The sequence below is a fragment of the Kosakonia sp. ML.JS2a genome (assembly GCF_025642095.1).
In the GTDB taxonomy this organism is placed as follows: Bacteria; Pseudomonadota; Gammaproteobacteria; order Enterobacterales; family Enterobacteriaceae.
Genome location: NZ_CP106754.1, coordinates 786,290 through 799,180, shown reverse-complemented (window position 1 = coordinate 799,180; position 12,891 = coordinate 786,290). Strand labels below are relative to the sequence as shown.

Here is a 12,891-nt window from a genome sequence, read left to right as displayed (position 1 = left end):
ACGCGCTCCCCGCTAAAACATGTATTTTATATGCAACTTATCATAACAACAGCGCGATGAGAATGATTTTCATCAGTACTGCGGAATAAAAAAAGCCCCCGGCGCAAGCGCAGGAGGCAAGGCTGTGTCCGAGCCAAAAACCGTTAGTTAAACACCATACCGCCATCAATCAGCAGCGACTGGCCTGTCATATAATCCGAGTCCGGCCCGGCAAGGTATGAGACGCAGGCCGCCACATCTTCCGGTTCCGACAAGCGCCCCAGCGTAATGCGTTTGGCAAATTGTTCCGTACCGTAGCCCGGTTGTTTGCCTGCTGCTTCTGACACCTGGCGATCGATTTCCGCCCACATCGGCGTTTTAACAATTCCCGGGCAGTAGCCGTTAACGGTAATCCCCAACGGGGCAAGATCCCGCGCTGCGGTTTGCGTCAGGCCGCGCACGGCGAACTTACTGGAGCTGTAAACCGCCAGTTCCGGGTTACCCACATGCCCGGCCTGCGAGCAGGCGTTGATAATTTTGCCGCCGTGTTTTTCCGCTTTAAAAGCACTGACAGCCGCCTGGATCCCCCAAATCACGCCTTTCACGTTGATGTTGTAAACCTTATCCACCACCGCTTCAGTAATGGACTCAATCGGGGTAGAAGGCGCGACGCCCGCATTGTTGACGATCACGTCAAAGCCTTGCAGTTTTGTCCTGGCCTCTTCCACTGCAGCAAAAACGCGCTCGCGATCGGCCACATCCACCGTTACGGCGATTGCGCTGCCCTTGCCATGCGCATGATTGATCTCGTCCGCGACCGCATGGGCGGTTTCTGCGTTGTAATCCGCCACGGCAACAGCAAACCCGTCATTAGCCAGACGCAGGGCAATGGCTTTGCCAATCCCCTGGCCTGCGCCGGTTACAAATGCGACTTTTTTCATAGCATTTTCCTGGTTATTTACAGAATTTGATTAAGATTGAGCTGGCTCATCAGCAGCGGGTTGTCGCGATAGTCCACCGGAATGGCGACCACTGACGGGCCATCGATGTCCATGGCGGCTCGCAGCGTTGGTTCCAGCTCCGCAGTACTCTCCACAGCAAAACCGGCTGCGCCAAACGCCTGGGCATAGGCTTTAAAATCCACCGGGCCGAAATTCACGCCGGAGAGCCGCTGGTATTTTTTCTCTTCCTGGATTGCCACCATGTTGTAGGCGTTATCCACCCAGATGATGTGCAGGATATTCGCGCCCAGACGTACAGCGGTTTCCAGCTCCATGCTGGATTGCAGGAAACCGCCGTCGCCGGAGACGGAGACCACTTTCCGGTCGGGGTTAACCAGCCAGGCGCCGATGGCCCATGGCAGCGAAACGCCCATGGTCTGTTGACCGTTGGAAATCATCATCTGACGGGCGCGAAAACTGTAGAGGTAGCGGGCGATCCAGATATGAAAACTCCCCATATCCACGGTTAGCGTCACGTCGTTATTCACGATGTCCTGCATTGCCCGCACAATACGCAACGGGTGAATCGCGAACTGGCTAAGCTGCGCGCCCCGGCGGCTGAGCAACTCGCGCTGGTTGCGCCGCTCGATAAGAATTTCCGAGGCGCGCGGCGAGAGAACCAGCGGTTTTTCGATGCGCGCCGCCAGTCTGCTCAGGGTGGCGGAAATATCGCCGACCAGTTCAATGTCCGGTACGTAGTGGCGCTCTTCATAGGCCGGGAGCACATCGATGTGCACCAGTTTTGCCTCACCGCTATTCCACATCGCCGGTTCATATTCCACCGGGCTGTAACCAATGCAGATAATCAGGTCCGCCAGTCGCAGCAGCCGATCTCCCGCCTGGTTATTGAACAGGCCCACGCGCCCGGCAAAACGCGTGAAGTGCTGTTGATTCACCGCCCCGGCGGCCTGGTAGGTACTGGTGATAGGGATATGGCTCTTTTCCAGTAACTGGTGCAGTGCGCTAATGTTCTCCTGCCGACTGGCCATCAGCCCGAGTAAAAACACCGGGTTTTGCGCGGCGGCGATGCGTTTTGCCACCTCGTCAATGGCGGCGTCCGGCGCGGCGCCAAGTTGCAGAATGCCGCTGGCGGGAAGAATATCGCCGGTGGCCGGTTGGTCGGCGATATCCTGCGGTACACTGATAAATGCGCTGCCAGGCCTTCCCTGTTCGGCTGCGCGAAACGCGTTTGACACCACTTCGCTGATGGCATCCGGCGACGAAATTTCCACGGCGTATTTGGTGACGGGGTTAAACATTGCCACGGTGTCCATGCTCTGATGCACCAGTTTGGCTTTATCTGCGCGTTTGACCGCACCGCCAATCGCCACCAGCGGATCTCCTTCGGTATTGGCGGTCGCCATCCCGGTAATCAGGTTCGAGCACCCCGGTCCAGAGGTGACCAGCGCCACGCCCGCTTTACCGGTGATTCGCCCGACCGCCGCCGCCATAAAAGCGGCATTGGCTTCATGGCGAACCGGAATAATGCGGATGGTTGAATCGAGGAGGGAGTCAAAAACCTTATCGATTTTGGCACCGGGAATGCCAAAGATCTGTTTGACGCCCTGAGCTTCCAGTTGACCTACGACCATATCAGCGCCGTGCGCCCACTGGTGTGTACGGTTTTCACTGCTCATCAGTCTCTCCTTGAAATGGGCTTAACTCTCCACGGAACGAATGGCAGCATCCAGGTTGTCCGGATGCAGATCGGCGTTCAGGAAGGCATCATCCGCAGGCAGATCGATCAACAGCTTGTAGATGGCGCCAAACGCCAGCGTGCCGTGCTCCAGTTGGTAGTCCAGCAGATGACCGCCACCGTGGCGATCGTCGGTAATAAAGTGCTCGTGGTAACCCGCAACGTTGATGCCCTGCATATGCTGCGGCGTACGAAATCCCACCAGCACGCCGCTACGCTGGTTGAAGCGGAACACCGGTTGATCGTCGAGCACGTCGGTCATCGCACGGTAGGGCGGCGTCTGGCGCGGCACGGTGCGGGTATGAGCATGACAAAAATGGCCATCAATGCGCAGCGCACAAAAGAGATTGTCGGACGGGATCTGTTTATCAATGATGTCGTGCAGTTGCTGCCGACTGACGGGTTTATCAAACTGCTGGCGATACTGCGGTAAAAACCAGGTCATGACCGCGAACGGCGTTTTCTGCTGTGGGCTCGCCTCCCGCGCACTGCCATCGGCCCGCAACTGATAAACTTCGCTGTTGAAGGCAATCAGCTCACCGTCCAGTTCGTTAAAGGTGCCCAGCCCAAAATCGCCGTGCCCGAGCAACGCCTTGATGGTGGTATTTCCCTCATACACCCCGCTAAGCAGGGCACTCATTAGCGATGTTTGATATATCACGCCATTTGGATTGTTTCTGGAAAAAGCACGAAATGTTTCTCGTAGATTTTCCTCACAACAACAATCGTTTACATGAGTCATCCTCTTTTCCCTCGCTGAGTAGTCGTTCAGAAAAGCTGATTAAATATTGACTCGTTTCAGCCGGGGATTCCAATATACAAAGCATCAGGGTTTGAGATGTTTTCGATATGGAACTTCGTTATCTACGCTATTTTGTTGCCGTCGCGCAGGCGCAACACTTCACCCGCGCCGCCGAAATGCTGGGTATTTCCCAGCCGCCGCTGAGTCAGCAAATCCGCCGTCTGGAGGAGGAAGTGGGCACGCCGCTGTTCTACCGTTTGACGCGCGGCGTGGAGCTGACCGAGGCCGGAGAGGCATTCTATGAAGATGCCTGTCAGATCCTGGCACTCAGCGATGCCGCGCTGGAAAAAGCCAAAGGCATTGCCCGGGGCATCAATGGCAAACTCTATTTGGGGGTGACCAGCTCTAACGCTTTCCACGGCAAAATATTTTCGGTGCTGCAAAGGTTCAGAGACGACTACCCGCAGGTGTCGCTCTACCAGAAAGAGGACAACATGGCGACGCTGATGCAGGAGCTGGATGAGGGGTTAATCGATGTGGCGTTTGTCCGCTTGCCCTGCGAGAACAGCAAGTCGTTCAATCTGAAGCTTATCGATGAAGAGCCGATGGTTATTGCGCTGCACCGCACGCACCCGCTCTCCGCCAAAGCGGAATTGTCGCTGTTTGAACTGCAAAAAACGCCGGTGGTGATCTTTCCGCAGGAGGTGGCGCCGGGGCTTTACGAACTGGTGTATAACGCTTGCCTGCGCGCAGGGATCAATATGGACGGCCAGCAGCAGGCATCGCAATTCGCCTCGTCTTTGAGCATGGTGGCAGCAGGTTTCGGCTTTGCCATCATTCCCCAGTCAATGGCGTGCATCAGCCATCCGCAGGTGACATTTCACCAAATGGAAGAGGCGCTGAAGACCGATATTGCGCTGGCATGGCGGAAGTTCGAGCGCTCCCCCGCCGTGCGACGCTTTATCGACAACTTTTAACCCCGGCGCATTAGCCGTGCCGGGTGTTCACCACCTGTCCGATACCCTTGCCTTCTAAGGCCTCGTCGGGATCGGCAAAGAAATCGATATTGAAATAGGTATCTTCCGTTAGCAGTTCAATGTGGTGCCAGTACTGCGGCGGACTGATGCCAAAGTGCCCGGCTTCGATCACCACGTCGATTTCCGGCGTGGTGTCATGCTCATTCGCGAAACCTAAATATTTCACCGCCCCCTGCATCACCGACAGCCGACCGTACACGCCTTTTTTGGTGTTGTGGTGGGTTAACAGCGCGTGCGGCACCGTCTCTTTGGTCCAGAACGGGGTGGAGCGGGTATGACGAAAATGCACAGGAATGCCTGATGCCATGGGAATCTCCTCGGTATTACCAACCGCAGACGTTGGTTTCTTCATCGGATTCGTAGCCGCGCACGATATTAATCAACTCTTTCACCGAATCGGCTGCGTTTAGCGGGTCTTTTAATTCATCAATACCGGTAAAATCTTTATCTACGGATACACCGTTATTGTTATTGGTTACCGTCAGAACAATCTCGCTGGCATTATTTTTTGCATCAGAAAGCCGGCCCACCAGTTCCGTTACGGCCTGTACGGCAACGTCCGGAACATATAACGACATCGGTTTCAGATACACTTTTTCTTCGGTTTCATTGTTACTGCGGTTAGATACCGCTAAAGAATAACCTTTATTTTCAATGGTCATAATGAATACCTCAGCCTTCAATCAAAATTTTCGGGTCAACATAGAAATCCACGCTGAATATCGTGTCGTCGGATAACGCCTCAATGTTGTGCCATTTCTCCGGCGGGAACACAGCAAATTCCCCGGCGTTAATGGTCAGCGTTTCCACGGGCTCGGGGCTGGTTTCATCGGCATAGCCGTAATAGCGGATCGCCCCTTGCAGAACACTGAGACGCGGGTAAACGCCCTGCCGGGTACCGGCATCAAGATGGCGTTTCCAGATGGACGCCGGCGCGGTCTCGTTGGTCCAGAACGGGGTGGTGCGGGTGTGAACATAGTTCGCGGGTATCGCAATACGTTGCATGTTTCATCCTCATGGTTCTCAGCAAACAGCGCCTGCCGGGAAGGTAAAAAACATATGTTGCATATCATATGCCTGTTTTTGAAATTTGTGGACCACTTTTTTTAGTGGCTATTTTCATGGGTTTTCAGTACTCAAAAAGGGTTATTGAAAAACACGCTAACGAGGGTGAAAAATAGTCATTAGACTCTTTAAACAAGGCATAAAAGAAACCATGAAAAACAAATCAAAATTGAATTCATTTTATTATGGCTTCCCGGTATTTTTAGTTACCACGCAAGATAGCAGTGGCAACACAAATATTTCCGCCGCTTCATCTTCTATTTCCCTTGGGGAAAAACTGATTATTGGCATCAGCAAAGGGAGTAAAACCTGGAGTAATTTGATGGCAGGTTCCGATGCCGTGATCAATATTCCCGACCACACCCAATGGGAGAAAGTCGAGCAAATTGGCCGACTGACCGGCGGGGATACGTTGTCGGAAGCGCAGACCAAATGGGGCGTTGAGATTTGCCACGATAAATTCAGTAAAAGCGGACTGCACGCCGAAGCATCCGTGGACGTCGCACCGCCGCGCATCGCGGAATGCCCTATTCAGGCCGAATGCCGGTTAGTGAGCACCAGCGATAAAGGGCGCTTTATCCTCGCTGAGCTGGATATTGTTAACCTGTGGGTTGACGATCATCTGTTGGGCGAAAACGGCATTGTGGATTCCGCCAAATGGAAGCCGCTGATTTTCAATTTCCGTGAATACGACACCGTCGGCAGCGCGCTGGGTTTTAATGTGAAATACGGTAACTGACCCGGCTCAATGCCCCCGTAACCGGGGGCATTGGCGCGTTTACTCCAGCAGTCCTTTATCCCAATCGGCGAAGATGGTGGCGAGAGAATATTGCGCGGCATCGGCAGCGCTAAGCTGGTATTTTTCACCTCCCTGACCGGCTCCTGGCCCACGGTTTGCGGACTCGTAAAAGCGGCTATCTTCGGGATAAAACCAGATCTTCTCCCCCGCTTTGTCTTTGCCGGACATTTTGTCCCAACCGTAGATATGATCGTCAATGTCGCAGTTGATAAAGGCCGCCAGACCGATCGCGTTCGGATCGGCGTAACGCCCGTCGCTAAATTGCGTCGTTGGGTGCCATGGTCGCCCAAGCGCAAAGCTTTTCGCCGGTACGCCCGCCTCTTTGCTCAGCTTGCTGTTGATGATAAACAGACCAAACTTCTCATCCGCCTGTGTGGCCGGAGCGGTGATGTAGCCATACGGCGGGGCAATGTCGCTACGGTTACGGGCAATGATCTCGCAGCGATCGAACACAGCGATGCCAGGGCCAAAGATAAAATCAACATGCCCGCTGACGTCACAATCAGTGAAATAGCTTCGGCTGCCGCTCTTGCTGTAAAACGTATCCTGATACCCTTCCAGCCGGACATGGCGGAAGCGCGCTTTGTCGACATTTTCCGACACCATTAACGCCACGGCCTGAGTATCTTTCAGCTTCTTCGCATCGCCATCCGGCAGTGCCGCATTGGCCGGGAAATCGAAGCTATTGCGGATGGTCAGATTCTCAATCGTCACGTTACTGGCGCGTATCTCGACGGTGCTGGTGCGCCCGGTACCCAACTTCTGCCCGCTGTCATCTAACGCCCCGGCCGGTGTGTTGGCTTCAATCTGGGTTTGCGTTTTCGACTCCCCCACCAGCGTGACCGGTTTTTCAATCACCAGGCGCTCATTCCAGCGCCCCTCTTTCACCAGAATCCGCCACGGCGTACCGCTGTCCGGCGCGGCCGCCAGCGCCTGGCGAATGGTGGCGAACTCCCCCGCCTTGGGTGACACAGAGACAACGGCGTTCCACTCCGCCGCCTGGACGGAAACGCTTATGCAGGCCAATAACAGCGCGGAACAGTGCAGTGTTTTCATCAGACTCTCCTTAGTGTTTTAACATGTCAACAAGCGCGCTCAATTCAGGCGTCTGACGGATCTGCCCGGCGACAATCGATGCGACGGCTTCCGCGCCTTTTTCCTGGAAATGCGTGGTATCAGGATTACTGCGAATGCCCGATGTTTGCGTTTTATACCAGGGGTAACGCGGGTCGTTAGGGTCAACCGCCAGCCAGTAATCCATCCAGTCGCTCGCGTGCGCATTGGCGAAGTCGATGGTCTGTTGCTCCAGGTCGATAAGCGGCACATGGTTGCGCCGGGCGGTCTGCTTAATGGTGTCGATGTAATTGCCGTAATAGCGGTAACCCGGCTTGTCGACGGTGTAATGGCTGCTCACCACCCCATCACCGGCCCCCTGCTGGAAGGCGGTTTTCCCGGCGCGATTTTTTACGCGGGTCGTGGGCGTAAACAGGACCGGCGTCGCGCCTGCTGCCCGCGCCAGTGTGATATAGCGCTCCAGAGAGTGCTGGAATGCGGTCTCCGGTTTTCCGGGCGGGAATTGCGGTGTGCCGCTGGCATCATTCGGCCAGGTGCAGAGGTTTTGCACATCGGCTGCGCCGCGAATGGCTTTGTCGCTATCGCAGTTCTGATCGTTATGCCCGTGCGCGATAAACACGTAATCGCCAGGACGCAGATCGCGCGCCATCTGCTGATACCAGCCTTCGTTATAAAAATCCCGGCTGGAGCGCCCGGAACGTGCGCCATTGAGCACCACGACACCGCTGTCGGCGCGAAATTGCTGCTGGAAAACCTGCCCCCAGCCCATTCGCGGCAGGCGGCTCGCCTCGTACGTGGCGGCAGTGGAATCACTGACCACTAAAATGCGGGTTTTCGCCCGACGGATGGCCTGCCTGTCCGCCAGCGCCCTGCGCAGATCAAACGGCTCCCATGGCCCTGAATTTTGCAGGCCGACAATCGGGCGAAACGCGCTGTCGGTCAGCACCGTACTACCGGCCTCGCCGCTGTTGTTGTCGTAGTTACGGTTGTGATGAATCACCGACAGGATGCGTGTCATCCCATCATCCTGATGAACCGGCGTTGTCACCGGATCCAGCGTGTCAGGATCGAAACCGGACTGGCGCAGCGCGTCGCCCATTCCCGTGCGGAACCTGGCCAGCGGCGTCGCCAGTATCCCGGCGTTCAGTTTGGCGGGATCGCCGTGCTCCACCCACTGTTGCGGGCCGATATACCCCAACTCCCCCGCCACTTCCGAGACCAGCCGGTCGGTAAACGGGGTGATATTCGCGGTATTTACGCGATCTTTTTGCAGGGTAAGCCGCAGCGAAGCCATGCAACGGGCGCGGGGAACATCACTGCGCAAACATGACGATGATGTGCCATTCGGTTGTACCGCCGACAAGGTTAAGGGGGCGCGTAACCCCTCCACGTGAAGTGAATAGCGGCCATCGCTGCGCGTGCGGGTGGTCAGGTGTTTTCCGCGGCTGTCGGTGACGGTTACCGTCGCCCCGCTGAGCGGCGTATCGGCAATTACCGTGCCTTCAAGCAGCGTGGCTGAACCCGCGATTGCTGGCAGGCAAGATAACAGCGCGCTTAATCCCAAGAGGTATTGCATTGTCATTCTCCCGAAACAGGTGATCCCGGCGATAGATCGCCGACGTAATCCTGAGTGTCTGTTCCTGGAAAATGAGGCTCAATAAAATGCCGGATGACGCTAAGCGGATCCGGCCAGAAGTCCGACCAACAAAATGTGCTTATTTTTATAGAGATACAAAAAGAAACGAAGTTTTACACATCTAGAAACATAGTTTTGAGATCGAATTCAAAAATATCACAATCGAAAAAAACCCGGCGAACGCCGGGCTTCAGATTAGCGGGCAAATACGCGTGCAGACCCTGTGATCTGCACATTGACCTGCATACCTGGCGACCAGGCGGCATCCGTCACGGTTTGCAAACTGAGGGATTCGCCACTCTGTGCGAAGCGCAGCGTCAGCGAAGAGAGGTAACCGGCAAAGTCGATCCCGACAATCTGCGCCTGTGGCGCAGCCTGCGGATCGTCACAAGGCAGAACGCGGATCTGCTCCGGGCGCAACATGATCCGTTTCGCACCGCTCGCGGCGGCACTGTCGACCGCCACCTCACCTAACAGGCAACGCGCCTTACCCTGAGCGACCTCCGCGGGGAGGATCAACGCATCCCCTAAAAACAGCGCGGTTTCTTCATCCGTGGGTTGCGAATAGACCTCAAACGGTGATCCCACCTGAGTAAAGCGCCCGTGGCGGATAACCGCAATCTGGCTGGCAAAGGAGAGCGCCTCTTTCTGATCGTGCGTCACCAGAATCGACGCCACGCCCGCCTGCGTCAGCAGTTCCGCCGTGGCCTTACGGGTCGACGCCCGCAAGCCGGTGTCCAGTGCCGAAAAAGGTTCATCCAGCAGCATCACCGCTGGTTGCTGCGCCAGCGCACGGGCCAGAGCCACACGCTGTTGCTGCCCGCCGGAAATCTCATGCGGCCAGCGCCGGGCCAGTTTCGCGTCCAGCGAGACCATTGCCATCAACGCTGCCACGCGATCGCGCTTCGCCTGGCGCGCACCACGCAATCCCCAGGCAATGTTTTCTCCCACGCGAAGATGGGGAAACAACGCCCCTTCCTGCGGTACAAAACCAATGCGGCGCTGATGGGCAGGAACAAACTGCCCGTCGGCGAATAACGGCTTTCCCTGCATCATAATCTGGCCGCTGTCCGGCGCATCAAACCCGGCAATCAGGCGCAGCAACGTGGTTTTACCGGAGCCGGACGGCCCGACAATCGCCGTACGGCTGCCGGGTGGAATAGTCAGGCTGACATCGTCCAGTACCCGTACAGCGCCAAATGTTTTGGAAATATGCGTGAGTTCTAACATCTTAAAGACCTGAAAGTTTTTGTGATTGCTTGTACAGCAGGCCGGTCAGCGGCAGTGAAATCAGGATCATCAGCGCGGCATAAGGCGCCGCTGCAACATAATCAATCTCGCTGGTTAGCGCCCAGAACCCCGTCGCCAGTGTGCGGGTGCCAAGCGGCGAAAGCAGCAACGTCGCGGTAAGCTCATTGCTCGCCCCCAGGAACACCAGCGCCGCAGCGGCTGCCGCCCCCGGCGCCGCCAGCCGTAGCGTTACGCTGATCAGTGCTCTGGCGGGTGTTGTACCCAGGCTTTGCGCCACACGTTCCAGCTCAACCGGCGCTTGCGCAATACCGGCGCGAAGATTCACCAGCGCTCTGGGCATAAACATCAGCGCGTAGGCAAGAAACAGCGTCACCTCGGTCTGATAAATCGGCCGGGCATAATGGATGGTCACCGTCACCAGCGCCAGGGCGACAACAATTCCCGGTAACGAGCTGGCAATGTAATTACAGCCTTCGAGCAGGCGAAATGCAGGACGCGGATGACGTACGCTAAGCCAGGCCGTCGGGAGCGCAAAAGCGGTGGTGATCGCCGCGCCGCAGAGCGCCAGAAAAACCGTCTGGTGCAGAGAAAGCCACAGATCGGCATTATCCCAGCAAGCAACGCCACCCAACCATAACCAACGGGCAAGCACGACAAGCGGCGTGCCCAGCGACAGGATCACCGCGCAGAGGCACACCAACAGCCCCAACGTACGGCCCCATCTGCCCAGTGTATGTTGCTGCTGCTTACGCGCCGCGCCCGCACCAACACGAGCATAGCGCGCGTTGCCACGCGCAGCGTTTTCCAGTAACAGTAGCCCGAGGCAGCAGATGGCCAGCACGCCCGCCAGCATATTCGCCGCCGGGCCGCTAAAGGTGGACTGGAACTGGTCGTAAATGGCGGTGGTGAAGGTGTCGAAACGGATCATCACGAACAGGCCATATTCCGCCAGCAAGTGCAACGCCACCAGCAGCGCACCGCCGCAAAGCGCCAGTTTAAGCTGGGGCAGCACTACGCGGAAAAAGATAAGCCAGGGCGGGGTTCCCAGCGAGGCGGCCACATCTTCCAGCCCCGGATCCAGGCGGCGCAACACGGCAGCCACCGGCATGGTGATAAACGGGAAATAGGCCAGCACGGAGATAAACACCGCCGCCCAAAGCCCATTGAATGCAGGCGCAACACTGACCCACGCATAGCTTTGCACAAACGCAGGAATAGCCAGCGGCGCGACCGCCAGAACCGACCAGAGTCGTCGGCCTGGCAGCGAGGTTCTTTCGGTTAACCACGCGATCGCCGTGCCAAGGAGCACGCAGGCAGGTACGGCAATCGCGACCAGCAAAAAGGTATTGCTCACCAGTTCGCCCACGCGGGGGCGAAAAATGAGCGCCTTAACACTCTCCCATCCGGTATCGATTCCCACAGCGATAACAAACCCCACGGGAAGTAAAGCAAGCAACGCGACAAAAAGGGCTAACACCACTAACACCACCGGGGGACGATGGCGCGTGGTCTGGCTGGCCGCGGCGGTTGCCGCCGGAAGCGTTAAACTGGACATAAGGCGCTCATGGTTATGCAATCAATTACAGCAGACCGGCTTCGGTCATTAACTCTGTGACTTTTTGGCTGTTCAGGGCGGACGGCTCAACAGCAGGTGCATCTAACTGATTCAGCGGCACCAGTTTTTCGTTGGAAGCGGCATGCTCACCTACAGCATATTCAAATGCGGTGTTGGTGCGCAGCATATCCTGGCCGGTTTTGCCGGTGATCCATTTGATAAACGCCTGTGCCTGTTTCGGGTGCTTGCTGGATGCCAGCACGCCACCGCCAGAAATGCTGACAAATGCGCCAGGATCCTGGTGTTTGAAGTAGTGAAGCTGGGTGTTTTTACTGTTTTCGCCGGTTTTGGACTGATCAACAAAGTAGTAATAGTGATAGATCACGCCGCCATCGATCTGCCCGGCGTTCACGGCTTTCATCACCGTGCTGTTGCCTTTGTACGGCGTAAAGTTGGTTTTCATGGCTTTCAGCCAGTCGAGCGTGGCTTTTTCACCTTTCAGCGACAGCATAGCGCTGACAATGGCCTGGAAGTCCGCGCCTGACGGGGAAGCCGCCCAGCGCCCTTTCCATTCCGGTTTCGCCAGATCCATCAGTGATGCCGGGAGTTGCGCGTTGCTAATTTTGGCCGGGTTGTAAACAAACACCGTGCTACGCGCGGCGATGCCAATCCAGCGACCATGCGCAGGACGGAAACGAGCAGGCACCTGCTTCAGCGTGTCGGCATCCAGCGGGGCGAACAGCTTCGCATTATCCACCAGCGTCATCGCCGGGGAGTTTTCCGTCAGAAACACATCCGCCGGAGAGACATTGCCCTCCTGCACCAACTGGTTACCCAGCTCGGTATCGCCGCCGTTGCGCAATGTGACTTTAATACCGGTTTCTTTGGTGAACTCATCAACCCAGCTTTTGGTCAGGTTTTCATGTTGCGCGTTATAAACAACAATACCGTCATCGTTATTTGCCGCCAATGCAGCGGGGGCGGTTAAAACTGAAGAGATGACCAGTGCAAGCGAACAGAAAGGCAAAAAGCGATTCTTCATCATCATTCCTTTTT

At 56.3% G+C, this 12,891-nt stretch carries 13 protein-coding genes; 2 read left to right on the top strand and 11 right to left on the bottom strand.

The genetic code is table 11. The annotated features are described in order from the left end of the window. Nucleotides 1-143 precede the first annotated feature (143 nt). Genes N7922_RS03850 through budA form a run of 3 tightly spaced genes read right to left on the bottom strand, consistent with a single transcriptional unit; the run spans nucleotide 144 to nucleotide 3,418 of the window. Nucleotides 144-920 carry a (S)-acetoin forming diacetyl reductase gene (locus N7922_RS03850; RefSeq protein ID WP_263099325.1) on the bottom strand — a complete coding sequence of 259 codons (777 nt, stop codon included), beginning with the start codon at nucleotides 918-920 and terminating at the stop codon, nucleotides 144-146. A 17-nt stretch (nucleotides 921-937) separates the two neighbouring features. Then, on the bottom strand, nucleotides 938-2,617 hold the full coding sequence (gene alsS, locus N7922_RS03845) for an acetolactate synthase AlsS (RefSeq protein ID WP_263099324.1): 1,680 nt from the start codon (nucleotides 2,615-2,617) through the stop codon (nucleotides 938-940). Between the two features lie 21 nt (nucleotides 2,618-2,638). Beyond that, on the bottom strand, nucleotides 2,639-3,418 hold the full coding sequence (budA, locus tag N7922_RS03840; RefSeq protein ID WP_263099323.1) for an acetolactate decarboxylase: 780 nt from the start codon (nucleotides 3,416-3,418) through the stop codon (nucleotides 2,639-2,641). A 107-nt stretch (nucleotides 3,419-3,525) separates the two neighbouring features. On the opposite strand from budA, the gene N7922_RS03835 reads away from it, so the two are divergent. Then, nucleotides 3,526-4,395, top strand: a complete 870-nt coding sequence (locus N7922_RS03835; RefSeq protein WP_263099322.1) for a LysR family transcriptional regulator — start codon at nucleotides 3,526-3,528, stop codon at nucleotides 4,393-4,395. 10 nt (nucleotides 4,396-4,405) lie between these two features. Here N7922_RS03835 and N7922_RS03830 read toward each other — a convergent pair whose 3' ends face one another. The 3 genes from N7922_RS03830 to N7922_RS03820 are packed head-to-tail and all read right to left on the bottom strand — an operon-like array spanning nucleotide 4,406 to nucleotide 5,460. Then, nucleotides 4,406-4,762: a DUF1971 domain-containing protein gene (locus tag N7922_RS03830; RefSeq protein ID WP_263099321.1), complete on the bottom strand. Its 357-nt coding sequence runs from the start codon at nucleotides 4,760-4,762 to the stop codon at nucleotides 4,406-4,408. 16 nt (nucleotides 4,763-4,778) lie between these two features. Beyond that, the gene (locus tag N7922_RS03825; RefSeq protein ID WP_263099320.1) at nucleotides 4,779-5,117 is read right to left on the bottom strand and encodes a DUF1869 domain-containing protein; all 339 of its coding nucleotides are present in this window, start codon (nucleotides 5,115-5,117) and stop codon (nucleotides 4,779-4,781) included. Between the two features lie 10 nt (nucleotides 5,118-5,127). Then, nucleotides 5,128-5,460, bottom strand: coding sequence for a DUF1971 domain-containing protein (locus N7922_RS03820; protein WP_263099319.1), 333 nt, complete (start codon nucleotides 5,458-5,460; stop codon nucleotides 5,128-5,130). Between the two features lie 211 nt (nucleotides 5,461-5,671). On the opposite strand from N7922_RS03820, the gene N7922_RS03815 reads away from it, so the two are divergent. After that, a complete protein-coding gene (locus N7922_RS03815) occupies nucleotides 5,672-6,259 on the top strand; it encodes a flavin reductase family protein (RefSeq protein WP_263099318.1) in 588 nt (195 codons plus the stop codon). 39 nt (nucleotides 6,260-6,298) lie between these two features. Here N7922_RS03815 and N7922_RS03810 read toward each other — a convergent pair whose 3' ends face one another. From N7922_RS03810 to N7922_RS03790, 5 genes are all read right to left on the bottom strand, one after another. Further along, entirely contained in the window at nucleotides 6,299-7,375 is a 1,077-nt protein-coding gene (locus N7922_RS03810; protein WP_263099317.1) for a pectinesterase family protein, read from the bottom strand. Nucleotides 7,376-7,385: 10 nt separating this feature from the next. After that, nucleotides 7,386-8,969, bottom strand: a complete 1,584-nt coding sequence (locus N7922_RS03805; RefSeq protein ID WP_263099316.1) for a GDSL-type esterase/lipase family protein — start codon at nucleotides 8,967-8,969, stop codon at nucleotides 7,386-7,388. 255 nt (nucleotides 8,970-9,224) lie between these two features. Then, nucleotides 9,225-10,259 (bottom strand): ABC transporter ATP-binding protein, encoded by a 1,035-nt coding sequence (locus N7922_RS03800; RefSeq protein WP_263099315.1) that lies wholly within the window; start codon nucleotides 10,257-10,259, stop codon nucleotides 9,225-9,227. 1 nt (nucleotide 10,260) lies between these two features. Next, a complete protein-coding gene (locus tag N7922_RS03795; protein ID WP_263099314.1) occupies nucleotides 10,261-11,835 on the bottom strand; it encodes an ABC transporter permease in 1,575 nt (524 codons plus the stop codon). A 25-nt stretch (nucleotides 11,836-11,860) separates the two neighbouring features. After that, entirely contained in the window at nucleotides 11,861-12,877 is a 1,017-nt protein-coding gene (locus tag N7922_RS03790) for an iron ABC transporter substrate-binding protein (RefSeq protein WP_263100827.1), read from the bottom strand. Between the last annotated feature and the right edge of the window lie 14 nt (nucleotides 12,878-12,891).